We start from the raw sequence: 24,461 nt of genomic DNA on the forward strand, positions 1-24,461 counted from the left end.
AATGAAAGCGACAACACGTGAACAGTGGGAACAGCGCTTCAACGGCTTGAGCATCGAAGGTCGGGCCTTCATCGACGGCAGCTATCGGGACGCTGTGGCCGGTGGTTCATTCGCCAAGTCCAGCCCGGTGGACGGTCGGCTGCTGGCGGACATCGCCAGTTGCATGGCCGAAGACGCCGAGCTGGCGGTGCAGGCCGCCCGGGCCAGTTTTGAGCGCGGTGACTGGCGCAACCAGGCGCCAGCGCAACGCAAGCGCGTGCTCATCGGTTTCGCCGACCGGCTGCTGGCCCATGCCGAGGAGCTGGCGCTGCTGGAAACCCTGGACATGGGCAAGCCCATCGGCGACTCGTTGAGCATCGACGTGCCTGCGGCGGCCAACGCTCTTCGCTGGAGCGCCGAGGCCATCGACAAGGTGTATGACGAAGTCGCCCCGACGCCCCCTGACCAGTTGGGCCTGGTCACCCGTGAGCCGGTCGGCGTGGTCGCGGCCATCGTGCCGTGGAACTTCCCGCTGATGATGGCCTGCTGGAAGCTCGGCCCGGCGCTGGCCACCGGCAACTCGGTGATCCTCAAGCCTTCCGAGAAATCACCGCTCACCGCGATTCGTATCGCCCAGCTCGCCCTCGAAGCAGGCATTCCGGCGGGTGTGTTCAACGTGCTGCCGGGCTTCGGCCACACCGTCGGGCAGGCCCTGGCCCTGCACATGGACGTGGACACCCTGGTGTTCACCGGCTCCACCCGCATCGCCAAGCAACTGCTGGTCTATGCCGGCGAGTCGAACATGAAGCGGGTCTGGCTGGAGGCCGGTGGCAAGAGCCCGAACATTGTGTTTGCCGATGCGCCGGACCTGCAGGCCGCCGCCGAAGCCGCCGCCGCGGCCATCGCCTTCAACCAGGGCGAAGTGTGCATCGCCGGCTCGCGCCTGCTGGTCGAGCGCTCGGTCAAGGCCCGCTTCCTGCCCCTGGTGATTAAGGCGCTGCAACAGTGGAAACCCGGCCACGCCCTGGACCCGGACACCCGCGTCGGTGCCCTGGTCGACGACGGCCACCTGCAAACGGTGCTGGGCTTCATCGAGTCCGCCCGGCAGGAGGGGGCGCAACTGGTCAGTGGTGGCCGGCGGGCGTTGCAGGATACCGGTGGCAGCTACGTCGAGCCGACGGTCTTCGACGGCGTTGACAACGCCATGCGCATCGCTCGGGAAGAGATTTTCGGACCGGTGCTCTCGGTCATCGATTTCGACGACGAGGCCGAAGCCGTGCGTATCGCCAACGACACCCCTACGGCCTGGCGGCTGCCGTGTGGACGCAGAACCTGTCGCGGGCCCATCGCCTGGCGCGGGCGTTGCGCGCCGGCAGCGTGTGGGTCAACCAGTACGACGGCGGTGACATGACCGCGCCGTTTGGTGGCTTCAAGCAGTCCGGTAACGGCCGCGATAAATCGCTGCATGCCTTCGACAAATACACGGAGCTGAAGGCGACCTGGATCAAGCTCTGACGGGCATCGCTTTCATGTTCGAGGAATTTCGCTATGAACAATCACGTTGCAAGTTTCTACGCGGCGTCGCGTAACCTGAACACCGACTATCCAGCCCTCACCGAGTCGGTGGAGACGGATGTCTGCATCATCGGCGCGGGCTACACCGGGCTGTCCACCGCGCTGTTCCTGCTGGAGCACGGCTTCAGGGTCACGGTGCTGGAGGCGGCCAGGGTCGGCTTCGGCGCCTCGGGCCGCAATGGCGGGCAGATCGTCAACAGCTACAGCCGCGATATCGATGTCATCGAGCGCCAGACCGGTGCCCGCCAGGCACAACTGCTGGGCGAAATGGCCTTCGAGGGCGGGCGGATCATCCGTGAGCGCGTCGCGCGCTACGGTATCGACTGCGACCTGAAGGACGGCGGCGTGTTCGCCGCCATCACCCCCAAGCAACTGGCTCACCTGGAATCGCAGAAGAAGCTCTGGGAGCGTTACGGGCACACCCAGCTCGAACTGATGGACGAGCGGCGGATCCGCGAGGTGGTCGGCACCGACCGTTATGTCGGCGGCATGCTCGACATGAGCGGCGGTCACATTCATCCGCTCAACCTGGCCCTGGGTGAAGCGGCGGCCGTCGCCTCGCTGGGTGGCGCCATCCACGAACAGAGCCCGGCGACCCGGATCGAGCGGGGCGAGCACCCGGTGGTGCACACACCGAAAGGCCAGGTGCGGGCCAAGTTCGTCGTGGTGGCCGGCAACGCCTACCTCGGCGGGTTGGTGCCGGAGTTGGCTGCCAAGTCCATGCCGTGCGGTACCCAGGTGCTCGCCACCGAGCCGCTGCCCGAGGACCTGGCGCGCAGCCTGCTGCCGCAGGACTACTGCGTGGAGGACTGCAACTACCTGCTCGACTACTTCCGCCTCACCGCCGACCGCCGCCTGATCTACGGCGGTGGCGTGGTCTATGGCGCGCGTGACCCGGCGGATATCGAGGCGATCATCCGGCCGAAAATGCTCAAGACCTTCCCGCAGCTCAAGAACGTGAAGATCGACTTCACCTGGACCGGCAACTTCCTGCTGACCCTGTCGCGCCTGCCGCAGGTCGGTCGCCTGGGCGACAACATCTACTACTCCCAGGGCTGCAGTGGGCACGGTGTGACCTACACCCACCTGGCCGGCAAGGTGCTGGCCGAGGCCCTGCGCAGCCAGGCCGAGCGTTTCGACGCCCTGGCGGGCCTGACCCACTACCCATTCCCCGGTGGGCGACTGCTGCGCGTGCCGTTCACGGCCATGGGCGCCGCCTACTACCAGTTGCGTGATCGCCTGGGTATCTGAGTGTCGGCCGTCGGCCCTGCGCCGGCGGCATTTTCTGGAGATTGACCATGTCCCGCGTGCCCCTGATCGGTGTCACCGCCTGCCGACAACTGCTCGGCAAATACGATTCCCACACCGTCGGCGACAAGTATGTCGAAGCCGCAGCCCAGGCCGGGCTGCCGGTGTTGCTGCCGGCGCGCAGCAGGCCCAGCGATCCGCGGGATCTGCTGGAACACCTCGATGGCCTGCTGTTCACCGGTTCGCCTTCCAACGTCCATCCCTCCCTCTACCAGGGCGAGCCGAGCCTGGAAGGTACCGCCCACGATGCGGCCCGCGACGCCAACACCTTGCCGCTGCTGCGCCTGGCGATCGACCGGGGCATCCCGGTGTTCTGCATCTGCCGCGGCTTCCAGGAACTCAACGTCAGCCTGGGCGGTTCGCTGCACCAGCGCGTGCAGGAGCTGCCCGGTTTCCTCGATCACCGCGAACCGCAAGGGGAAACGCTGGCCGAACACTACGCGCCGCAACATGCGGTCCACGTGCAACCCGGCGGCGTGTTCGAGCAGCTCGGCCTGCCAGCCGAGTTTCGCGTTAACTCGCTGCACAGCCAGGGCATCGACCGCCTGGCGCCCGCCCTGCGGGTCGAGGCGCTGGCCCCGGATGGTCTGGTCGAAGCCGTTTCCGTCCATGACTCGCGAGGCTTTGTCGTGGGCGTGCAATGGCACCCGGAGTGGCGCCTGGAGGACAACCCCGAGTCGCGCACGCTGTTCCAGGCATTCAGGGCGGCCTGCCAACGCTACGCCGAGGCACGTGCGGCGCGCTGACGGGAACCTGGACCTGATCCAGCGGCACTGAAAATAATTCCAAAAGGTGACAAAGGCTTATGAGTGAATACATCGAGGCCGCCCGGGGCCGCGAGACAACTGGCACGGACGACTCCGTGAACGCCAAGGGCCTGGCCCAGGGCAAGGTTGGGCTGTTGGCCTGTGTGGTGCTGGGCATATCGACCATCGCGCCGGTCTACACCCTGACCGGCGCACTGGGGCCCACCGTGCGGGAAGTGGGCGTGTATCTGCCCGCGGTGTTCATCGTCGGCTTCCTGCCGATGCTGCTGGTCGCGCTGGGCTATCGCGAACTGAACGCGGCCGAGCCGGACAGTGGCACCTCGTTCACCTGGTCGGCCCGGGCGTTCGGCCCGATGATCGGCTGGATCGGCGGCTGGGGGCTGGTCACGGCGACCACCATCGTGCTGTCCAACCTCGCCGGCGTGGCCGTGGACTTCTTCTACCTGTTCCTCGCCCAGCTCACCGGTATCCCGGAACTGGCGCAGATGCGGGAAAACCTGCTGGTCAACATCGTCACCTGCTGCGTGTTCATCTCCATCGCGGTGTGGATCAGTTGCCGCGGCATCGGCATGACCATGCGCGTGCAGTATGCCCTGGTCGCCCTGCAGTTGCTGGTGCTGATCGGCTTCTCCGTCGCGGCGTTCCAGGCCGCGCCCCCCTCGGCACCGGTGGTGTTCCATGCCGAATGGTTCAACCCCTTCAACATCGAGTCGTTCTCGGCCTTCGCCGCGGGGCTGTCGTTGTCGATCTTCATCTTCTGGGGCTGGGACCTGTGCCTGACCGTCAGTGAGGAATCGGTCGGCAGCGAAAAAGTGCCCGGACGTGCCGCCACCTTGACGGTGCTGGTGATCCTGGCGCTGTACCTGTTCACCGCTGCCGCGACCCTGCAGTTCGCCGGCATTGGCGAGACGGGCTGGGGCCTGGGCAATCCGCAGATCCAGGAAAACGTCTTCGCCCACCTGGCCGGTCCGGTGATGGGGCCGCTGGCGATCCTGATGTCGGTGGCGGTACTGGCGAGTACTGCCGCGTCGCTGCAATCGACCTTCATCTCGCCGGCGCGCACCCTGTTGGCGATGGGTTACTACGGGGCGGTTTCGCAACGTTTCGCCAGCATCTGCCCACGCTCGCGCACTCCGCGCTACGCCACGATCGCCGCGGGCATCGCCACCGGGGCGTTCTACGTGACCATGCGCACCCTGAGCGACAACGTGCTGGCGGACACCATCACCGCCCTGGGCATGATGATCTGCTTCTACTACTCGCTGACGGCGTTCGCCTGCGTCTGGTATTTCCGCCACAGCCTGTTCTTCAGCCTGCGGCATTTCCTCATGCGCGGCCTGTGCCCGTTGCTCGGGGCGACGATGCTCTCGGTGATCTTCTGGCAGACGGCGTTCGACAGCATCTCCCCCGAGTTCGGCAGTGGTTCGCATATCGCGGGCGTGGGGCTGGTGTTCATCATCGCCATGACCATCCTGCTGCTGGGCCTGGTGCTGATGCTGTTCGCCCGTTGGCGGACCCCGGCGTTTTTCCTGGGCAGTACCTTGTCGGTGGTGACCAGGCACTGAGAAGAGGGCGCAGGTCCTTCGCGGCAGGCGTCATCGGCAACCGATGAGCCTGCTGCGAGGCATGGCAGGGTCAGCCGCGTTTGAGCGGCGGGGTGCGTGGCGGGATGAGCCGTTTCGAACCGGTCGACTCGTAGGCCGAGGCCAGTTGCAACAACGCGTTGTCGTCATAGGCGCGGCCGGCGAAGGTCAGGCCGACCGGCATGCCGATATCCTCCATGATGCCCATGGGCACGGTCACGGTCGGCACGCCCAGGTGACGAATCGCCAGGTTGCCGTTGGCCACCCAGATCCCGTTGCTCCAGGCGATGTCCGCGGACACCGGATTCACATCGGCATCGGCCGGGCCGACGTCGGCGACCGTCGGGAACAGCACGGCGTCGAGCTGCAGGTCCTCCATCCAGTCCTCGAGGTCGACCTGGCGGGTCCGTTCCAGGCCGCGCAGTCCGTCCGGCAACGACGGCAGTTCATGCCACGGCTTGATCCCCTGTTGCGCCATGCGCACGTATTCGGCCATGCCGGCGGCGAGGTCGTCCTCGCGGTTGGGCAGGGTACCGGGGTCGTGGGGGAAGATGCTCGGGCCATCGACATCGGCCAGGCGGTTCAGCGCCGGGTCGCCGTTGTCGCGCAGGAAGTTGTCGAAACCCCAGGCGGACAGCTCCCACAGTTCTTCATGCAGGAACGCTTTCGAAACCAGGCCGCGGTTGTACACCGTCGGCGCGCCGGGGCGGTCGCCTTCGCAGTTGGACACCAGCGGGAAGTCGACCTCCACCACCGTGGCGCCCGCCGCTTCGAGAGCCTGGCGGGCCGCTTCCCACAGTTTGATGACGGAGGGGCGGGTATGGATGCGTTGGCCGGTCGGGCCACCGATGCCCGGCTTCTCGCTGGTGCCGGCTTCGGGGTCCCGGTTGATGAACAGGCGGGGCACGCCGAGACGCTTGCCAGCCAGGGCATCGGCAGTGGCGGCGAGCTTCAGGTAGGAAGCCGGACGCACGGTCGAGGCAGCCGGGATCGGCACCCACGGCTGCAGGCGCCACAGGTCGCCGGACTTGTCCGGGTCGTCGGCGACCACCACGTCGAGCACTTCCAGCAGGTCGGCCATGGTCCGGGCGTACGGCACCACCACGTCCATGGTCGGCGTCAGCGGCCAGTTGCCGCGGACCGAAATCACTCCGCGCGACGGCGTGTAGGCGCACAGCCCGTTGTTGGAAGCCGGGCCACGGCCACTGGACCAGGTTTCCTCGGCCAGGCCGAAAGCGGAAAAGCTGGCCGCGGTGGCGGTACCGGCACCATTGGACGAGCCGGAGGCGAAGGGCGCGGTCAGGTAGTCGGCATTGTACGGGCTCTCGGCCCGGCCATAGACGCCACGCTGCATGCCGCCGTTGGCCATCGGCGGCATGTTGGTCTTGCCCAGGCAGATCGCCCCGGCGGCGCGCAGGCGCTCGATGGTGAAGGCGTCCCGCTGGGCGACGAGGTCCTTGAAGGCGGGGCTGCCCGACGCCGCGGTCAGGCCCTTGACCAGGTAACTGTCCTTGGCGGTGTAGGGAATGCCATCCAGTGGGCCCAGGGTCTTGCCTTGCGCCCGACGCACGTCCGAAGCGGCCGCCTCGTCCAGCGCGTAAGGGTTGCGCACCACCACGGCGTTCAGTGCGGTGGCGGTATCCGGGGTGTCATAGGCGTCGATCCGCGCCAGATAGGCTTCTACCAACTGCACCGCAGTGGTTCTGCCGGATTCAAGGGCATCGCGCAGCTCGGCGATGGAGCGTTCGGTCACTTCGATCATGGTGTATGCCATTTGCTTTTTATAGAGAGATCCGCCGCGGGTCTGGAGACGCTTGCCCATGGGCATGGGGGCGCTGCCGGAAGCGGACCAGGGCCCCGGCAGCGCCCTGCCTCCCAGGCCTGGCCGTTCGCAGGCAGAATAAGTGCATGGCGTCGGGGGCGACATTGGCAAGGCCGAAAGGTGACATTTCAGCGGTGCAAGCTTTCGGTGGTGCCGGGCAGGAAGGCGGCCTTGCCTGCCCGGCAGTCGCCTGGCTGCGATCAGGTGCCGGACACGCCGCCATGGCAGGGCGGCGGGAGGTTCTCCAGGGCGGGCATCGGTTCAGCCCGGGCACGGCTCATTCATGGTGTTCCTCGCCGAGGAACGTCAGCGAGGCGAACAGGCTCTCCTTGGCCACCGGTCCGTTGTCGGGCAGTGTCAGCGTGGCCTTGGCCGCGATGACGTTCAGGCCTTCGTTGCGGACCTTGATGCGGGCGCGGCCGGCCTCGTCGGTCTTGCCGCCGATTTCATCAGGCGCCCCGCGAAAATCCGCATACAGCTCAATGCCCGCAGCGGGCTTGCCATCGACCAGCACCTGCACGTCCAGTTCATTGCCCGGGCCGACCGTCAGCGGATCGGTTTGCGGAATGATCGCCAACCGCAGCATGTCCAGTTTGGGCAAGCGGGCGCCTGGCTGGTTGATGGCCAGGCTGTACTTGAGCGCATGGGTCGAGTCGATGGCGTTGGGCACCTGGGTGCGGTCCTTGTTCACCCATCGCTGGTCCGGGGTCTGCGACCAGGGGCCGTTGTCCAGCACCACCGCCATCACCGCCGCCGGCTTCAGCGGCTGCAGGCGGGCATGGTCGGACAGGCGTTGGACGGTCACCGGTATCATCTTGCCGGCCGTGTCGAAGGCCCAGGCGCGCTTGACCTTCTGCGCCTGGAACGCATCGTCTTCCGCGCCGTGCCCGTAGACGACTTCGATATTGCCCCGACGCTGTTCGGTCCATAGACCGTGGGCGTTCACGTGGGTGGCGGTGAGCAGCGCCAGGACGCCGACAAGTTTGAGTGGCAGTTGCATGGTGAGTCCTTTCTGTCAGAGGTTGAGGGTGAGGCTGAGACTGAAGTTGCGCGGTTCGCCAGGCAGTACCCAGGTGCTGTTGTAGGCGCGCTCGTAGTAATGGCGATCGAACAGGTTGTTCAGGTTCAGGCCGAGGGTGAGCTGTTCGCTGGCCTTGTAGTGCGCCAGCAGGTCGACGGTGCTGTACGCGGGCAGGGTGAAGCGGCTGCCGGCCTGGCCGGAGCGCTCACCGACGTAATTGAAGGCGGCGCCGATGTCCGAGCCGTGCAGGAGGCCGTCCTGGAATTCGTAGACGCCCAGGAGGCTGCCGCTGTGCCGTGGGATGCCGAGCAGGTCGCTGCCTTTGGGGACGGCGGTGTCGCCCTGGGTGACTTCGGCGTCGATGTAGGCATAGGCGCCGATCACCCGCACGGCATCGCTGACCTGGCCGCTGAACTGCAGGTCCAGCCCCTGGCTGCGGGCCTTGCCGGCGGCGACGCTTTCACCCGTGGCATCGGTGGTGACGACGTTTTCCTTGTCGATCCGGAACAGCGCGACCGTGGCACCGATACGGCTGTCGAACAGATCGAGCTTGAGCCCCGTTTCATAACCCAGGCCTTTCTCCGGCTGGTACACCTGGCCCTGGGTGCCGATGGCGTTGGGCTTGAAGGAGGTCGAGGCATTGGCAAACACACCGACCTGCGGGGTGAGCTGGTAGAGCAGGCCGGCGCGTGGCGTGGCCACGTTCTTCTCCTGGCTGTTGCTGACCGCCGTCGCGCGGTTCAGCGAGGTCTGCCTGATCCGCTCCAGGCGTACGCCCACCAGGCCGCGCAGGCGGTCGGTGAAGGCAATCTGGTCCTGCAGGTTGAGGGCGTAGCTCTCGGTGCGCTCGAAGAAGTCGTTGGGCCGGGTCAGGGCCGGCTTGGGCTGGCCGTAGACGGGGTTGTGGATATCCAGGCCATAGCTCAGCAGCGTGGCGCTCTGCGGATACTTCTGGCTGTTGCGGTAGTTTTCGTACTCCAGGCCGGTCAGGGTCTGGTGCTGCCATCCGGCCCAGTCGAAGGTGCCATGCAGCTCGGCCTGGGTGATGTTGTCATTCCATTCGAAATCGCGCTCGCGGTAGAAGCGGGTGAGGGTGGTACCGACCAGCGCCTGCGGTTCGGAACTTGCGCCCTTGAGCGTGCCCTGGGTGTAGTGGTTGGCCAGGCGCAGCTTCCAGTCATCGTTCAGGTAGTGCTCGAGGGCCAGGTCGAGGGTCTGGTTATCGTTGCGGATCTGTCCGTCGTTCGGTTCCCCATGAACGTCGAACGCCCGACCGAACCCAGTTCTCCGTTGACGGCCGGAATGCCGCGGTCGAACACCGCTTCGGTGCGGGAGAATTCGCTGTCGAGCATCAGCCGGGTATCCGGCGAGAGCTGCCAGCTCAATGACGGGCTGACGATGCGGCGTTCGCTGTCGACATGGTCGCGAAAGCTGCCGTTGTCCTCCACCGCCATGTTCACCCGCCCCAGCAACTGGCCTTCGCTGTCGAGTGGCGAGTTGACGTCGAGACTGCCGCGGTAGCGGTCCCAGGAGCCGGCGCTGATGTTCAGGGTGCTGAAGGTTTCGGCCTGCGGACGTTTGCTCACGATGTTCACCAGGCCACCGGGATCGCCGCGCCCGTAGAGGCTGGCGGCGGGGCCCTTGAGCACTTCGATGCGTTCGATGCCGGACGTGTCGGGGGCGCTGTAGCTGCCGCGGTTGATGGCGAATCCGTTCCTGTACAGTTCGCCGGTGGTGAAGCCGCGCACGCTGTAGTTGAGGAAGGTCAGGCCACCGAAGTTATTCTGTCGCGAGACCCCGCCGGCAAAGTCCAGCGCACGGTCGATACGGGTCGTATTGAGATCCCTGATCACCTGGGCCGGCACCACGTCGATGCTCTGTGGGGTGTCGCGCAGGTCGCTGTCGGTGCGGGTTGCGGTGGCCGAGCGGGTGGCTCGATAGCCCCGCACGGGGCCTTCGGCGCGTTCTTCGACGTACGAATCGGTGATGGTGATGTCTTCCAGCATCAGGGTGGGGGCTGCTGATACCGGTTGCCCGAGAAGTCCGAGGGTGAAGCCTGCCAGCAGCGGTGCGCGTTGTCTCAAGGTGAAATCTCCATTAATTACGTAATAACATAACATTGTGAGGCGAGGAAATTCCATGCCCGGGATTGGGGGTGGCAACCCTGGCTGGAGGGCCAGGACTCGCCGGCAACGGGTTGACGACCACCAGGCCAGCCAGCGTTCCACCGCTGATGGCGTATCGGGCGATCCGGGGAGGCTGGAGCCTTTCCAGTGGTATCGCGGATGTAACCGGTTTCAAAGCCCCTGCAAAAACGCTAAATTAGCCGGCTGTACGCAGTCCCCCTCCCTTTAGCCCTGACCAGTCGAAAATCAGAAGGCGTCGCTCAGCAGTCGCCCGAAGTCGATGAGGAATCAAAATGCCCGAGCATGCTCCCGATAACCCGCGCAGGGACTTCCTGCGCAAAACGCTGACCCTCATACCCGTCGTGACGGTGGCGAGCACCGGACTGAGCCTCGGCTCCAGCCCGCTGAGTGCGGCGCCCGTGCGCGAGCCGCGGGTTCCGGCGACGCCGCCGCCCAGCCAGTACCAGCCAACCTTTTTCACCACTGAAGAGTGGGCATTCCTGCAGGCGGCGGTGTCACGCATCATCCCGGCCGACGAGCTCGGTCCAGGGGCACTGGAAGCGGGCGCTGCCGAGTTCATCGACCGGCAGATGAATACGCCCTACGCCACGGGTGCCCAGTGGTACATGCAAGGCCCGTTCAAGGCCGACGCCGCCCCGGAGCTGGGCTACCAGTTGCAACTCAGTCCGCAGCAGATCTACCGCCTGGGCATCGCCGCCGCGCAGGCCTGGTGCAAAACCACCACCGGTAAAAATTTTGCCGAGCAAGACAGCGCTACCCGAGACCATGTTCTTCGCCAGATCGAGTCTGGTGAGGCCGTTTTCGAGCCAGTGCCGGCCAAGGTGTTTTTCAGTCTGCTGGTGCAGAACACCCGCGAAGGGTTTTTCTGCGACCCGATTCACGGCGGCAACCGCGGCATGGTCGGCTGGACGCAGATCGGCTTCCCCGGTGCCCGGGCAGATTTCATGGACTGGGTCGAGCGCAACGAGCCTTACCCGTTCCCGGCCGTCTCGATTCGCGGCGAGAGGGCATAAGGCATGGCTAACGCAATGAAAAAGGTCGACGCGGTGATCGTCGGTTTCGGTTGGGCCGGTGCGATCATGGCCAAGGAACTCACCGAGGCCGGGCTGCAGGTGGTGGCGCTGGAGCGCGGACCGATGCAGGACACCTACCCGGAGGGCAGCTACCCGCAGGTCATCGACGAGCTGACCTACAGTGTGCGCAAGAAGCTGTTCGTCGATGTTTCGAAGGAGACGGTGACCATCCGCCACAGCGTCAATGACGTGGCACTGCCCAATCGACAACTGGGCGCCTTCCTGCCGGGCAAGGGCGTCGGCGGGGCGGGGCTGCACTGGTCCGGCGTGCATTTTCGCGTCGACCCGATCGAGCTGCGCCTGCGCAGCCACTACGAGGAACGCTACGGCAAGCGCTTCATTCCCGAAGGCATGACCATCCAGGACTTCGGTGTCAGCTACGAGGAGCTTGAGCCTTATTTCGACTTCGCGGAAAAGGTCTTTGGCACCTCGGGCCAGGCCTGGACCGTCAACGGTCAGGTGGTCGGCGAAGGCAAGGGCGGCAACCCCTATGCGCCGGACCGCTCCAACCCGTTCCCGCTGCCCTCGCAGAAGAACGTGGTGTCGGCCCGGCTGTTCGAGCAGGCCGCCACCAGCCTGGGCTACAAGCCGTACAACCTGCCTTCGGCCAACACCTCCGGGCCCTACACCAACCCCTACGGCGCGCAGATGGGGCCGTGCAACTTCTGCGGTTTCTGCAGCGGTTATGTGTGCTACATGTACTCCAAGGCCTCGCCGAACGTGAACATCCTGCCAGCGCTGCGCCAGGTGCCGAACTTCGAGCTGCGCGCCAACGCCCATGTGTTGCGGGTAAACCTCGACGACAGCAAGCGCAAGGCCACCGGCGTGACCTACATCGACGCCCAGGGCCGCGAAATCGAACAGCCGGCGGACCTCGTGATTCTCGCCGCCTTCCAGTTCAACAACGTGCGCCTGATGCTGCTCTCCGGCATCGGCAAGCCCTACGACCCGATCAGCAACGAAGGGGTGGTCGGGCGCAACTTCGCCTACCAGAACATGGGCACGGTCAAGGCGTTCTTCGACAAGGACACCTACACCAACAACTTCATCGGTGCTGGCGGCAACGGTATCGCGATCGATGACTTCAACGCGGACAACTTCGACCACGGCCCCCATGGTTTCGTCGGCGGCTCGCCGATGTGGGTGAACCAGGCCGGCAGCCGGCCGATCGCCGGGGTTGCCAACCCGCCGGGTACCCCTGCCTGGGGCAGTGCCTGGAAAAAGGCCACCGCCGACTACTACACCCACCAGGTCTCGATGGACGCCCACGGCGCGCACCAGTCGTACCGCGGCAACTACCTGGACCTGGACCCGACCTACCGCGATGCCTACGGCCAACCCCTGTTGCGCATGACCTTCGACTGGCAGGAAAACGACATCAGGATGAACCGGTTCATGGTCGACAAGCTGAGCAGGATCGCCCAGGCGATGAGCCCCAAGTCCATTGCCATCCTCGGCAAGAAGGTCAAGGAGCACTTCAACACGGCCAGCTACCAGACCACCCACCTCAACGGCGGCGCGATCATGGGCACCGACCCGAAGACCAGCGCCCTGAACCGCTACCTGCAGAGCTGGGACGTGCACAACGTGTTCGTCCCTGGGGCCTCGGCGTTTCCCCAGGGCCTGGGGTACAACCCGACCGGCCTGGTGGCGGCGCTGACCTACTGGTCCGCCCGGGCCATTCGCGAGCAGTACCTGAAAAATCCCGGCCCGCTGGTCCAGGCTTGAGGAGCGAGAGAACATGAAGAGACTGTTGATCGCAGCCCTCCTGGTCGGTGCCGGCGCTACGGCCCAGGCTGCCGAAACCGACGTTGCGCTGGTCAAGCGCGGCGAGTACCTGGCCCGTGCCGGCGACTGCGTGGCCTGCCATACCGCCAAGGGCGGCAAGCCTTTTGCCGGCGGCCTGGCGATGCCGACGCCGATCGGCACCGTGTACTCCACCAACATCACCCCGGATGCCAGCGGCATTGGTCACTACAGCTTCGAAGCGTTCGACCAGGCGGTGCGCAAGGGTATCGGCAAGGACGGCAGCACGCTGTACCCGGCCATGCCGTACCCGTCCTACGCCCGCGTCACTGACGAAGACATGCAGGCGCTCTACGCCTACTTCATGAAGGGTGTCGAACCTGTCGCGCAGCCGAACCGGGCCACCGATATTCCCTGGCCGCTGAGCATGCGCTGGCCGCTGGCGATCTGGCGTGGGTTGTTCGCGCCAGAAGCCAAGGCCTGGGTCGCTCCCGCCAACGCCGATCCGGTCGTCAGCCGGGGCGCCTACCTGGTCGAGGGCCTGGGGCATTGTGGTGCCTGCCATACCCCGCGGGCGTTGACCATGCAGGAAAAGGCCCTCAACCCGCAGGACGGCGAGCAGTTCCTGGCCGGCAGCGCGCCACTCGAGGGCTGGATTGCCAAGAACCTGCGGGGTGACCACAAGGATGGCCTGGGCAACTGGAGCGAGGAGCAGTTGGTACAGTTCCTCAAGACCGGTCGCAGTAAGCGCAGCGCGGTGTTCGGCGGCATGAGCGACGTGGTCGAGCACAGCCTGCAGTACCTGACCGATGCCGACCTGACCGCCATCGCCCGCTACCTGAAGACGCTGCCGCCGAGCCGGGCGGACGACGGGCCTCACGTCTATGACAAGCAGGTCGCGGACGCCTTGTGGAAGGGCGATGACAGCCAGCCGGGGGCGTCGATCTATATCGACAACTGCGCGGCCTGCCACCGCACCGACGGCCATGGCTACACCCGGTTCTTCCCGGCGTTGGCCGGCAACCCGGTGCTGCAGACCCAGGACCCGACCTCGCTCATCCACGTGGTGCTGGCCGGTGGCACCGTGCCGGCGACGCACGCGGCGCCATCGACCATCAGCATGCCGGCCTTCGGCTGGCGCCTGAGCGATCAGGAGGTGGCCGAAGTGGTCAGCTTCATCCGCTCCAGTTGGGGCAACCAGGGCGCTGCCGTGACGGCTGCCGACGTGGCCCGGCTGCGCACGCCTGAAACGGCCAGGACCGCGGGCAGCGACACGGGGAACGCCAACCGCTAGCAGGCCACCCGGGCCGGCCGGTGCTCTCTGGCCGGCCCGGGTTCTGCGCGGTGCTGCCGGGAGGGTCCGGCGAAGGCGGGCGGCTTGTGGACGTCGAATGTTTGTTAACATCCGACGAACGGTAGATGACGTTTGGAGCCAGTTTTGATGTATTGAAACCGGTTTCATTCATCGTCTCGGACCACAATCACAAGAGCCCTTCGATGACGGATTTTCCTTCCAGCTCGCGCGAGCGAGTCACCATCAGCCAGGTCGCGCGCGCCGCGGGTGTGTCGAAAGCGACCGTTTCCCGCTATATCGGCGGCGATCGTCAGTTGCTGGCCGAAGCGACCGCACAACGCCTCGCAGACGTCATCCAGCAACTGGGCTACCGCCCCAACCAGATGGCCCGGGGGCTCAAGCGTGGTCAGACGCGGTTGATCGGCATGCTGGTGGCCGACATCCTCAATCCCTATTCGGTCGCGGTCATGCGCGGCGTCGAGAAAGCCTGCCGACAGCATGGCTACACCCTGCTGCTGTGCAACACCAACCGCGACGACGAGCAGGAGCGCCATCACCTGCAGATGCTGCAGTCGTACAACATCGAAGGCCTGATCGTGAACACCCTGGGGCACCATCGGGGTGAACTGGTCGAGCTGCAGCGGGACGTGCCCATGGTGCTGATCGACCGCCAGTTGCCGGAGCTGAATGTCGACATGGTCGGCCTGGACAATGCCGATGCGGTCGAGCAGGCCCTGGATCACCTGCAGGCTTGCGGTTATCGCGACATCCTGGCGGTGACCGAACCCCTCGATGGCACCAGCTCGCGCCTGGAGCGGGTGCGGGCCTTTAGCGCATCCCTTCAGCGCCGTGCGGGCATTCGCCAGCAGATCCTCGAGATCAGCGCGGAACTGGAGGCGGACCTGGCCAGGTTCCTCGGCTCGAACGGCCACGGCCCACAGGCCATTTTCACTTGCAACGGCGTGGCCACCCTGGCCGTCACGCGTGCCCTGCACAGCAGGGGCTGCCGCCTGTTCGACGACGTCGGCCTGCTGGCGCTGGACGAGCTGGACTGGTACCCGCTGGTGGGCAGCGGCATCACCGCCCTGGCCCAGCCGACCGAGGCGATTGGCGTGACGGCGTTCGAATGCCTGCTCGCGCGCCTGCGGGGAGAAGGCGACGCGCCGAAGCGAATCGACCTCAAGGCTGAACTGATCGTTCGAGGATCCACCCACCTGAGTATGTGAGCGGTTGCGCAGGGGGTTGCCTGCCGACTAAAAATGAAACCGGTTTCAAAGGATCACAACAATGCGCTTGAACCCCGTTTCCATCAGTCTCTCCAGCTATGGCGCCGACTTCGTTCGGCAGTCCGGCCAGGAGAGTTTTCTTGAGTTGCTGGCGGCTGCCGGTGTGGCGCGTGTCGAGCTGCGCGAGGAGCTGTTCGATGGCGTACCGGACACCACGGCCCTGTCCGGCGCGATAGGCGCACTGCAGTTGGAGTGCCTGTTCTCCTCGCCGCTGGAACTGTGGACCGAACAGGGCGAACTCAACCCGCTGCTGTCGCAGAAGCTGGCGTTGGCAAGCCGACTGGGGGCGGTAGCGCTGAAGGTGTCCCTGGGGCATTACCAACCCCGTTGCGATGTCTCGGCCTTGCGCGGGCTGGTGTCTCGGGACGCCCCCAGGCTGCTGGTGGAAAATGACCAGACCCCGCAAGGCGGGCGGATCGCGGCGCTGCTGGCGTTCTTCGAACAGGTCGAGGCCCTGGCGCTTCCCGTGGGCATGACCTTCGATATCGGCAACTGGCAGTGGCAGAACGAGTCGGCGACCCAGGCCGCCCGGCAGCTCGGTCGCTGGGTGCGCTATGTGCACTGCAAGGCGGTGGAGCGCCAACCCACCGGGCGCCTGGTCGCCGTAAGGCCGCGTGCGGCGGACCTGATGGCCTGGGATGCGCTGCTGGGTGAATTCACCCCCGGCGTCGTGCGGGCCGTGGAGTACCCCCTGGTGGGCGATGACCTGTTGGCGGTCACACGGGCCCAGGTCGACAACCTGGCCCGGCTCGGGCTGGTGGCGGAGGTCAGCCATGTTTGAACACGATGTGCTGTGCTTCGGGGAAACCATGGCGATGTTCGTCGCGCAACAGCCTGGCGATCTGGCCCATGTCAGCCAGTTCAGCAAACGGATCGCGGGTGCGGACAGCAATGTCGCCATCGGCCTCGCCCGGCTGGGTTTCAAGGTGCGCTGGCTGAGCCGCGTCGGTGACGACTCGCTGGGGCGTTTCGTCATCGACAGCCTGCGCCAGGAAGGCCTGGATTGCGCAGGCGTCGAGGTTGACCCGCGCCACGCCACCGGCTTCCAGCTCAAGGAGCGCCGCGACGATGGCCGCGACCCGAGCGTGGAGTACTTCCGGCGCAACTCGGCGGCCAGCCACCTGTCGCCGGCGATGATCGCCGGGCAACGGTTCCAGGTGCGGCATCTGCATGCCACCGGCATTCCCCTGGCGCTGTCACCGACCTGCCGGGCGCTCTCCCATGCCCTGGTGGACGCCATGCGTGAAGCCGGTCGGAGCATCTCCTTCGACCCGAACCTGCGTCCGTCCCTGTGGCCGGACACCGCCACCATGGTGCGTGAAGTCAACGCCCTGGCGCTGAAGGCCGACTGGCTGCTGCCGGGGCTGGAGGAAGGGCGCCTGCTGACCGGGCAGCGCGAACCTGCCGACATCGCGGCGTTCTACCTGGATAGAGGCGCGCAAGGGGTGGTGATCAAGCTGGGAGAGCAGGGCGCCTACTTCCGTACGCTGCGCGATGAGGGACAGGTCGCCGCCGTGCCGGTGCCGCAGGTGGTGGACACGGTCGGTGCCGGCGATGCATTTGCCGTCGGCGTGCTCAGTGGCCTGCTCGAAGGGCTGGAGCTGCCGATGGCGGTTGCGCGTGGCAACTGGTGCGGCAGCCGCGCCGTCCAGTTCCGCGGAGACATGGAGGGCCTGCCCTTGCGGCATGAACTCGAGGATCGGGACAAGCGCCGGAGCGCTTGAGCCATTCCGACCGGATTGCCGAAACCTGTTGCGACAACAATAACAAGCTCAGGAGAGTGAATCATGCAAACGACAAGCCTCGCCCGTCGCCGTTGGTGGTACATCATCCCCATCGTCTTCATCACCTACAGCCTGGCCTACCTGGACCGCGCCAACTACGGCTTCGCCGCTGCCTCGGGCATGGCCGAAGACCTCCACATCACCCCGGCGCTGTCGTCGCTGCTGGGGGCGCTGTTTTTCCTCGGCTACTTCTTCTTCCAGGTGCCGGGGGCCATCTACGCCGAAAAACGCAGCGTGAAGAAACTGATCTTCGTCAGCCTCATCCTCTGGGGTGGCCTGGCGACCCTGACCGGCATGGTCAGCAACGTCTACATGCTGGTCGCCATCCGCTTCCTGCTGGGGGTGGTGGAGGCGGCGGTGATGCCGGCCATGCTGGTGTACCTGTGCCACTGGTTCACGCGGGCGGAACGCTCGCGGGCCAACACCTTCCTGATCCTCGGCAACCCGGCCACCATCCTCTGGATGTCGGTGGTGTCCGGCTATCTCATCCAGCACTTCGACTGGCGCTGGATGTTCATCATCGAAGGCTTGCCCGCGGTGATCTGGGCCTTGCTCTGGTGGCGCCTGGTGGACGACCGGCCGGCCCAGGCCCGTTGGCTGAGCGAGGCGGACAAGGCGAATCTGCAGGCGGCGCTGGCGGCCGAGCAGCAGGGCATCCGGCCGGTGAAAAATTACCGTGAGGCCTTCCGCACCCCGCAGGTGATCGTCCTGTCGCTGCAGTATTTCTGCTGGAGCATTGGCGTGTACGGCTTCGTGCTCTGGCTGCCGTCCATTCTCAAGCAGGCGGCCAAGGTCGACATCGTCCAGGCCGGCTGGCTGTCGGCGGTGCCCTACCTGGCGGCGGTGCTGGCGATGATCGGCGTCTCCTGGGCCTCCGATCGCCTGCAGAAGCGCAAGCGCTTCGTCTGGCCGCCGCTGCTGATCGCCGCGCTGGCGTTCTATGGTTCCTACGCGCTGGGTACCGAGCACTTCTGGCTGTCCTACGCGCTGCTGGTGGTCGCCGGGGCCTGCATGTACGCCCCCTATGGTCCGTTCTTCGCCATCGTGCCGGAGATCCTGCCCAGCAACGTCGCCGGTGGCGCCATGGCGCTGATCAACAGCATGGGCGCGCTGGGTTCCTTTGGCGGGTCGTGGCTGGTGGGCTACCTCAACGGGGTCACCGGCGGGCCGGGGGCCTCCTACCTGTTCATGTGTGGCGCGCTGCTGACCGCCGTGGTGCTGACGGCCGTGCTCAACCCCGCGCAGACGCGGCGCCGTGGTGCCCGTCTCGCCGTGACACTCTAGGGAATACTGCAATGAAGAAGAGAATCGTGCTGTACAAGCGGCTGTCTGACGAACTGATGGCGCGTTTGCAGGAGCAGGTCGAAGTGACCTGGGTCGACATCGCCCAGCCCGATGGGCTGGCGCGCTTGCGCGATGCCTTGCCCGGGGCCCGGGGCCTGCTCGGCGCCAGCCTGCGGATCGATGGCAGCCTGCTGGACCTGGCGCCCCAGCTGGAGGTGATTTCCAGCGTGTCGGTGGGCGTGGACAACTATGACCTGGCCGAGCTGAGCCGTCGTCGCGTGTTGTTGACCAATACCCCGGATGTGCTGACCGAAACGACCGCCGATACCGGCTTCGCCCTGATCCTGGCCAGCGCCCGCCGGGTCGTCGAACTGGCCGGCTGGGTGCGTGACGGCCATTGGCGGGCGAGCCTGGGGCCGGCCCAGTTTGGCAGCGATGTACATGGCAAGACGCTGGGTATCGTCGGCATGGGACGCATCGGCGAGGCACTGGCCAGGCGCGGCGCGGCGGGCTTCGGCATGCGCGTGCTGTACCACAGTCGAGGCGCCAGGCCCGAGGTGGAGGCCCGTTACGCAGCGCGTCATTGCAGCCTCGATGAGCTGTTGCGTCAGGCGGATTTCGTCTGCCTGACCGTGCCCTTGAATGCCGAAACCCAGGGCCTGATCGGTCGACGTGAACTCGCCCTGATGAAGCCCGAAGCGATCCTGGTGAACATCGCGCGTGGCCGCGTGGTGGATGAAGCCGCACTCATCGACGCCCTGCGCGAGCGGCGCATTCGCGGGGCGGGCCTGGACGTGTTCAGCCAGGAGCCCCTTGCGCCGGATTCGCCCCTGCTCGGCCTGGATAACGTCGTGGCGACGCCGCACATCGGCTCCGCCACCCAGGAGACGCGCGAGGCGATGGCCCGCTGTGCGGTGGAGAACCTGCTGCAGGCACTGGCCGGGAAACGCCCGGCCAACCTGGTCAACGAAGGCGCCTGGGACGCCCTCACGCCTCGATAGGCGCGTGCTGGCGAAGCTGGCCCAGCAAGGCCTGCAACGGATGCAGCACCACTTTACCGGCCTGGCGCTTGACCTGGCTGCGGCAGGAATAGCCATCGGCGAGCAGGCGGCCGCTGGGCTGGTAGCGCTCCACCAGGGGTTGCCAGGACTGCGAGTAGATGACCTGCGAGGTCTGCGCGTTGCGGGTTTCATGCCCATAGGTGCCGGACATGCCGCAGCAGCCGCTGGCCAGCACCTGCAACTTCAGGCCGAAGCCGTCGAAGACCTTCTTCCACTGCTCGACGCTCGCCGGCTCGTTGGTCCGCTCGGTGCAGTGCGGCAGGAAGTGGAAGGTCTCTGGCGCCTGCGGTTTTTCCAACTGTGGCAGGGCGGTCGCCAGCCACTCCTGGGCCAGCACCACGCGCGGCGCGGCATCCTGCTCCAGGGTCTTGGCGTATTCCTGGCGATACACCAGGGTCATCGCCGGGTCGAGTCCCACCAGCGGGATGCCGTAGGCTTCGAGTGCCTTCAGGCCCTTGGCGTTGTGGCTCGCGGCCTTCTTGAACGCACCGAGGAAGCCCTGCACCTGCAGTGGCTTGCCGTTGGGGGCGAACGGCGCCAGGTAAAGGGTGTAGCCCAGGCGGGCGATCAGCTCGATCCACTCGGCCGCCAGCGGGGTTTCGAAGTAGCGGGTGAAGGCGTCCTGAACGATGATCACGCTGCGCTGGCGCTGCTCTTCGCTCAGTTGCGACAGCTTGTGCGCCGTCGCCACCTGCACGTTCCAGCGCGCGCAGACCTGGTGGAAATCCATCAGGCTCAGCAGCGGACTGTCGACCATGCCGACCAGGTGTTCGAGCAGAAACTTCACCGGCCGCGCATTCATCATCGCGTTGTACAGCCGCGGGAAGCGGGCGATGTAGGGAATGCTGTACTCCAGCGAGCCGACCACGTAGTCCTTCAGCGGCCGCAGGTAGCGCTGGTGGTAGAGCTCGAGGAAACGCGAGCGGAAGTCCGGCACGTTGACCTTCACCGGGCACTGGCCCGCGCAGGACTTGCACGCCAGGCAGCCGGCCATCGCCTCGTACACCTCATGGGAGAAATCTTGCTCGCCCAGGCGCTTGCCCAGGCTATTGCGCACCTTGGCCAGCAGGTTGCCGACGCTGAAGCGGGTGGCGACGCTGCCCAGCAGGTCGACGCCCTGGGCGCCCTGCAGGCGCAGCCACTCGCGTACCAGCGAGGCACGGCCCTTGGGCGAGTGAATGCGGTTGCGCGTGGCTTTCCAGGACGGGCACATCGCATCGTCGGGATCGAAGTTGTAGCAGGCGCCGTTGCCGTTGCAGTGGACGGCGCTCTGGTAGCTCTGCCAGACCCGCTCGTCGATCTGCCGGTCGAGTTCGCCGCGCAGGACCACGCCATCGACCTTGGTCAGGCTGGCGTCGCTGATGCTCGAAGGCGTGGCGATCTTGCCCGGGTTGAGCTGGTTGAACGGGTCGAACGCCGCCTTGATCGCCTGCAGCGACGGGTACAGCGGGCCGAAGTAGGCCGGCGAGTACTCCGAGCGCAGGCCCTTGCCATGCTCGCCCCACAGCAGTCCGCCGTATTTGCGGGTGAGGGCGGCCACGCCATCGGAAACCGGGCGGATCAGTGCCGCCTGGCGCGGGTCCTTCATGTCGAGGATCGGCCGCACGTGCAGCACGCCGGCGTCGACGTGGCCGAACATGCCGTATTCGAGCTGGTGCGAGTCGAGCAGGGCGCGGAACTCGGCGATGAAGTCGGCGAGGTTTTCCGGCGGCACGGCGGTGTCTTCGACGAACGGCTGCGGACGGGCTTCGCCCTGGACATTGCCGAGCAGGCCCACGGAGCGCTTGCGCATGGTGTAGACGCGCTTCACGGCCTCGCTGCCGACGGCCAGGGTGTGGCCCAGGCGCACCACGCTGGTGTCGGTTTTCAGGTGTTCGATGAAGTCATGGACCTGTCGTTCCAGGTTCTGCTGGTCGTCGCCGCTGAATTCGATCAGGTTGATGCCCAGGGTCTGCTGGCCGGGGACCGGTGGGAAGTACTCGGCCACGCCGTGCCAGACGATGTCCTGCATCGCCAGCTTCAGCACCTTGGAGTCCACGGTCTCGATGGACAGCGGCTTGAGCGCCATCAGCGCCTTGGCGTCGCGCAGGGCATCCATGAAGCCGGCGTATTGCACGTTCACCAGGATGCTGTGGCGGGGAATCGGCAGCACGTTGAGCCTGGCTTCGATGATGAAGCCCAGCGAACCCTCGGAGCCGCAGAGGATGCTGTTGAGGTTGAAGCCGCCGTCCTCTTCGCGCAGGTGGGCGAGGTCGTAGCCTGTCAGGCAGCGGTTGAGCGGGGGAAAGGTGTCCCTGATCAGTTGCGCCTGCCGGTCGGCGATATCGCGGGCGCAGCGATAGACACTGCCGACCAGGTCCTGCCGGGCCGCCTCGCGGTCGGCCTGTTCGGCGGCCAGGGGTTGGCTGTCCAGGCGCTGGCCCCCAGCAGGATGGTGGACAGGGCAAGCACGTGATCGCGGGTCTTGCCGTAGGTGCAACTGCCCTGGCCGCTGGCGTCGGTGTTGATCATCCCGCCGATGGTCGCCCGGTTCGAGGTCGACAGCTCGGGGGCGAAGAACAGGCCATGGGGCTTGAGGGCGGCGTTCAGCTGGTCCTTGACCACGCCGCTCTGCACCCGCACCCAGCGCTCCTCGACGTTGATCTCGAGAATGCCGTTCAGGTGCCGGGAGAGGTCGACCACGATGCCGTCGGTGAGCGACTGGCCGTTGGTACCGGTGCCGCCGCCGCGCGGGGTGAGCACCACGGCGCGGTGCTGCGGCTGGGCGGCGAGTTTCGCCACCCGCTCGACATCCGCGTAGGTTTTCGGAAACACCGCCGCCTGGGGCAGGCGCTGGTAGATCGAGTTGTCGGTGGCCAGCACCGCCCGGGAGCCCAGGTCGCCGGCGATTTCCCCCTCGAAGCCTTCGCTGGCCAGTTGTTTCAGGAAGCGGTCGTAGGCGTCGGTCTGACCGTGGGTGGGGGTGAGGCGGGCGATCATTCGTGGCGGTTCCTGCAGGCTGATTCGTTTTTATATTCGCTTAACGTATGCTCAAGGCTGAGCCAGCGTCAGGGCGAAACGGTATAGTTTCGATTATTCGCGGATGGCACGCTGCTGACAAACGTAAAACACGCAGCCTTTGCATGAGCTTTATGAATGAATCCAAGACGCCTCACTCCCTCCATGTCGGTGCTCGTGGCCTTCGAAGCAGCGGCCCGCCACGGCAGCTTCACCAAGGCGGCCGATGAGCTGCTGCTGACCCAGAGCGCAGTCAGCCGGCAGGTGCAGGCGCTGGAGACGCTGCTGGGGGTCGAACTGTTCCTGCGTGACGGCCGGCGCATCGAGCTGACGGCGGCGGGGGCGCTGTACCAGCATGAGCTGTCGGCGGCCCTGGGGCGGATTCGCAGCGCGACCCTGAAGACCATCGCCTTTCGTTCCCAGGAAGGCGTGCTGCACCTGGGCGTGCTGCCGACGTTCGGCTCCAAGTGGCTGCTGCCGCGGATGAATGACTTCTACACCCGGCATCCGGACATCGTCGTGCACATCCATTCGCGGATCATCCAGGCCGACCTGGCCAGTGCCGCCGGCGAGATGAACGCGATCATCTACGCCGGTTCCGGCTCCTGGCCGGGGTTCATGTCGCACAAGCTGCTCACCGAGGAACTGGTGGTCGTCGCCAGTCCTTCGGCCCTGCCCGAATACCGCACGACGACGCCGGCCGAGATCGCCACCAGCCATTCGCTGCTCAATGTCGTGTCCCGGCCCAATGCCTGGTCGGACTGGTTCGAGCACAACGGCCTGGATCATCGCCTGATGCGCCCGGGGCCCGGCTTCGAACTCACCAGCCACCTCATCCAGGCGGCGGTCGCCGGTATCGGCATCGGCCTGGTGCCGCAGGTGCTGGTGCAGGACGAGATCCGCGCGGGCAGCCTGGTCGTGCTGTTCGAGCCCATGGAAAGCGGCAGGAGTTATTACCTGGCGTATGCCAACCGCTACCAGAACCTGCCTTCGCTGGTCGCCTTCAGCGAGTGGCTGCTGAGCCTGCCGTTTCCCGAAGGGGCGGGCTGAACTGACGGCCGCCCGCCTCGACAGCGCGCCATGGCCGGTAGCCGTTCGACATCCCGGCGGGCACCCACCGGGGACGATGGCTATAGGGCGTCCAGGCTCAGCAGTTGCCCGTCGAACTCGGCCATGGCATCGAGCAGCGCCTCCCTGAAGTACGCCAGCGAGGCGCGGTCGCAGAGGATCTGGAAGGTCGGCTCGGCGCTGCCGCCGAGGTTGACCACGATCACGTTGATCCGCGCCGCCGAGGTCTGGGCCACGGCGCCGGGGGCGAAGGCCTGGGCGCGCAGGTCGACGCCGCACAGTTTGGCCATGACCTCGGCGCTGCACACGCCACTCAACTGCAGCCAGGCATGACTGTCCTGGCGTGGCAGCAGGTAGTTGGCGCTGCGGTCCAGTACCCAGCGCGCTTCCTCGTCGGCGATGCGCGCGCCGCGGTCGGCCAGGCTGCCGAGAATCAGGTACTCGCTCTGCGACAGGCGCGCCACATGGCTGCCGTCGGCCTGGGTGACGGCGCGGTTGGGCGCCTCGGGCAGGCTGAAGCCGCGGGCCTGCAGGTAGGCGGCGCTGTGCGGGCCGCGAAAGCCGACCCGCGGCAGGTCGGTGAGGTCGATCAGGGCACATTGTTGCAAGGCGCCCTCGGCCAGTCGGGCCGGCGTGAGGGGACGTTCGCTGATGAGGGTGGACATG

At 66.2% G+C, this 24,461-nt stretch carries 15 protein-coding genes and 3 pseudogenes; 13 read left to right on the forward strand and 5 right to left on the reverse strand.

What is annotated here, in order from left to right:
- The first annotated feature begins 1 nt into the window (after position 1).
- The 4 genes and pseudogenes from ACZ5KU_RS10460 (at position 2) to ACZ5KU_RS10475 (ending at position 5,194) form a co-directional block, all read left to right on the forward strand.
- Positions 2-1,494 (forward strand): annotated as a pseudogene (locus ACZ5KU_RS10460) (aldehyde dehydrogenase).
- A 33-nt stretch (positions 1,495-1,527) separates the two neighbouring features.
- Positions 1,528-2,805 (forward strand): NAD(P)/FAD-dependent oxidoreductase, encoded by a 1,278-nt coding sequence (locus ACZ5KU_RS10465; RefSeq protein ID WP_054056580.1) that lies wholly within the window; start codon positions 1,528-1,530, stop codon positions 2,803-2,805.
- 47 nt (positions 2,806-2,852) lie between these two features.
- Positions 2,853-3,608: a gamma-glutamyl-gamma-aminobutyrate hydrolase family protein gene (locus tag ACZ5KU_RS10470; protein WP_054056579.1), complete on the forward strand. Its 756-nt coding sequence runs from the start codon at positions 2,853-2,855 to the stop codon at positions 3,606-3,608.
- 59 nt (positions 3,609-3,667) lie between these two features.
- Complete coding sequence (locus ACZ5KU_RS10475) at positions 3,668-5,194, forward strand: APC family permease (RefSeq protein WP_054056578.1); 1,527 nt, start codon at positions 3,668-3,670, stop codon at positions 5,192-5,194.
- 70 nt (positions 5,195-5,264) lie between these two features.
- On the opposite strand, the gene ACZ5KU_RS10480 is transcribed toward ACZ5KU_RS10475, so the two are convergent.
- From ACZ5KU_RS10480 to ACZ5KU_RS10490, 3 genes and pseudogenes are all read right to left on the reverse strand, one after another.
- Positions 5,265-6,974 (reverse strand): amidase, encoded by a 1,710-nt coding sequence (locus ACZ5KU_RS10480; protein WP_054056577.1) that lies wholly within the window; start codon positions 6,972-6,974, stop codon positions 5,265-5,267.
- A gap of 337 nt (positions 6,975-7,311) precedes the next feature.
- Positions 7,312-8,034, reverse strand: coding sequence for a DUF4198 domain-containing protein (locus tag ACZ5KU_RS10485; protein ID WP_054063700.1), 723 nt, complete (start codon positions 8,032-8,034; stop codon positions 7,312-7,314).
- Between the two features lie 15 nt (positions 8,035-8,049).
- Positions 8,050-10,139: pseudogene (locus tag ACZ5KU_RS10490) on the reverse strand (TonB-dependent siderophore receptor).
- Positions 10,140-10,474: 335 nt separating this feature from the next.
- On the opposite strand from ACZ5KU_RS10490, the gene ACZ5KU_RS10495 reads away from it, so the two are divergent.
- The 8 genes from ACZ5KU_RS10495 to ACZ5KU_RS10530 all read left to right on the forward strand — a co-directional run bounded on the left by ACZ5KU_RS10495 (position 10,475) and on the right by ACZ5KU_RS10530 (position 19,670).
- Entirely contained in the window at positions 10,475-11,215 is a 741-nt protein-coding gene (locus tag ACZ5KU_RS10495; RefSeq protein WP_054056574.1) for a gluconate 2-dehydrogenase subunit 3 family protein, read from the forward strand.
- Between the two features lie 3 nt (positions 11,216-11,218).
- Positions 11,219-13,003 (forward strand): GMC family oxidoreductase, encoded by a 1,785-nt coding sequence (locus ACZ5KU_RS10500; protein WP_464737102.1) that lies wholly within the window; start codon positions 11,219-11,221, stop codon positions 13,001-13,003.
- A 13-nt stretch (positions 13,004-13,016) separates the two neighbouring features.
- Positions 13,017-14,315 (forward strand): c-type cytochrome, encoded by a 1,299-nt coding sequence (locus ACZ5KU_RS10505; RefSeq protein WP_464737103.1) that lies wholly within the window; start codon positions 13,017-13,019, stop codon positions 14,313-14,315.
- 203 nt (positions 14,316-14,518) lie between these two features.
- A complete protein-coding gene (locus tag ACZ5KU_RS10510) occupies positions 14,519-15,541 on the forward strand; it encodes a LacI family DNA-binding transcriptional regulator (RefSeq protein ID WP_416772655.1) in 1,023 nt (340 codons plus the stop codon).
- A gap of 61 nt (positions 15,542-15,602) precedes the next feature.
- The gene (locus tag ACZ5KU_RS10515; protein WP_464737104.1) at positions 15,603-16,382 is read left to right on the forward strand and encodes a sugar phosphate isomerase/epimerase family protein; all 780 of its coding nucleotides are present in this window, start codon (positions 15,603-15,605) and stop codon (positions 16,380-16,382) included.
- Positions 16,375-17,325, forward strand: a complete 951-nt coding sequence (locus tag ACZ5KU_RS10520; protein ID WP_464737105.1) for a sugar kinase — start codon at positions 16,375-16,377, stop codon at positions 17,323-17,325. The genes ACZ5KU_RS10515 and ACZ5KU_RS10520 overlap by 8 nt, the downstream gene beginning before the upstream one ends.
- A 63-nt stretch (positions 17,326-17,388) precedes the next feature.
- A complete protein-coding gene (locus tag ACZ5KU_RS10525; protein WP_054061479.1) occupies positions 17,389-18,669 on the forward strand; it encodes an MFS transporter in 1,281 nt (426 codons plus the stop codon).
- An 11-nt stretch (positions 18,670-18,680) separates the two neighbouring features.
- Positions 18,681-19,670: a 2-hydroxyacid dehydrogenase gene (locus ACZ5KU_RS10530; RefSeq protein ID WP_464737106.1), complete on the forward strand. Its 990-nt coding sequence runs from the start codon at positions 18,681-18,683 to the stop codon at positions 19,668-19,670.
- Here ACZ5KU_RS10530 and ydiJ read toward each other — a convergent pair.
- Positions 19,657-22,709 (reverse strand): annotated as a pseudogene (gene ydiJ / locus ACZ5KU_RS10535) (D-2-hydroxyglutarate dehydrogenase YdiJ). The gene ACZ5KU_RS10530 and the pseudogene ydiJ overlap by 14 nt on opposite strands.
- 156 nt (positions 22,710-22,865) lie before the next feature.
- Here ydiJ and ACZ5KU_RS10540 point away from each other — a divergent pair.
- A complete protein-coding gene (locus ACZ5KU_RS10540) occupies positions 22,866-23,777 on the forward strand; it encodes a LysR substrate-binding domain-containing protein (RefSeq protein ID WP_152973065.1) in 912 nt (303 codons plus the stop codon).
- Between the two features lie 80 nt (positions 23,778-23,857).
- Here ACZ5KU_RS10540 and ACZ5KU_RS10545 read toward each other — a convergent pair whose 3' ends face one another.
- Positions 23,858-24,460: a sarcosine oxidase subunit gamma gene (locus ACZ5KU_RS10545; RefSeq protein ID WP_464737107.1), complete on the reverse strand. Its 603-nt coding sequence runs from the start codon at positions 24,458-24,460 to the stop codon at positions 23,858-23,860.
- Position 24,461 lies beyond the last annotated feature (1 nt).

It is taken from the genome of Pseudomonas sp. Tof1 (genome assembly GCF_055390395.1).

Bases quoted from the DNA above. Each gene is read 5' to 3' on its own strand.
- ACZ5KU_RS10465 (WP_054056580.1), top strand. From the start codon at position 1,528: ATGAACAATCACGTTGCAAGTTTCTACGCGGCGTCGCGTAACCTGAAC.
- ACZ5KU_RS10470 (WP_054056579.1), top strand. From the start codon at position 2,853: ATGTCCCGCGTGCCCCTGATCGGTGTCACCGCCTGCCGACAACTGCTC.
- ACZ5KU_RS10475 (WP_054056578.1), top strand. From the start codon at position 3,668: ATGAGTGAATACATCGAGGCCGCCCGGGGCCGCGAGACAACTGGCACG.
- ACZ5KU_RS10480 (WP_054056577.1), bottom strand. From the start codon at position 6,974: ATGATCGAAGTGACCGAACGCTCCATCGCCGAGCTGCGCGATGCCCTT.
- ACZ5KU_RS10485 (WP_054063700.1), bottom strand. From the start codon at position 8,034: ATGCAACTGCCACTCAAACTTGTCGGCGTCCTGGCGCTGCTCACCGCC.
- ACZ5KU_RS10495 (WP_054056574.1), top strand. From the start codon at position 10,475: ATGCCCGAGCATGCTCCCGATAACCCGCGCAGGGACTTCCTGCGCAAA.
- ACZ5KU_RS10500 (WP_464737102.1), top strand. From the start codon at position 11,219: ATGGCTAACGCAATGAAAAAGGTCGACGCGGTGATCGTCGGTTTCGGT.
- ACZ5KU_RS10505 (WP_464737103.1), top strand. From the start codon at position 13,017: ATGAAGAGACTGTTGATCGCAGCCCTCCTGGTCGGTGCCGGCGCTACG.
- ACZ5KU_RS10510 (WP_416772655.1), top strand. From the start codon at position 14,519: ATGACGGATTTTCCTTCCAGCTCGCGCGAGCGAGTCACCATCAGCCAG.
- ACZ5KU_RS10515 (WP_464737104.1), top strand. From the start codon at position 15,603: ATGCGCTTGAACCCCGTTTCCATCAGTCTCTCCAGCTATGGCGCCGAC.
- ACZ5KU_RS10520 (WP_464737105.1), top strand. From the start codon at position 16,375: ATGTTTGAACACGATGTGCTGTGCTTCGGGGAAACCATGGCGATGTTC.
- ACZ5KU_RS10525 (WP_054061479.1), top strand. From the start codon at position 17,389: ATGCAAACGACAAGCCTCGCCCGTCGCCGTTGGTGGTACATCATCCCC.
- ACZ5KU_RS10530 (WP_464737106.1), top strand. From the start codon at position 18,681: ATGAAGAAGAGAATCGTGCTGTACAAGCGGCTGTCTGACGAACTGATG.
- ACZ5KU_RS10540 (WP_152973065.1), top strand. From the start codon at position 22,866: ATGAATCCAAGACGCCTCACTCCCTCCATGTCGGTGCTCGTGGCCTTC.
- ACZ5KU_RS10545 (WP_464737107.1), bottom strand. From the start codon at position 24,460: ATGTCCACCCTCATCAGCGAACGTCCCCTCACGCCGGCCCGACTGGCC.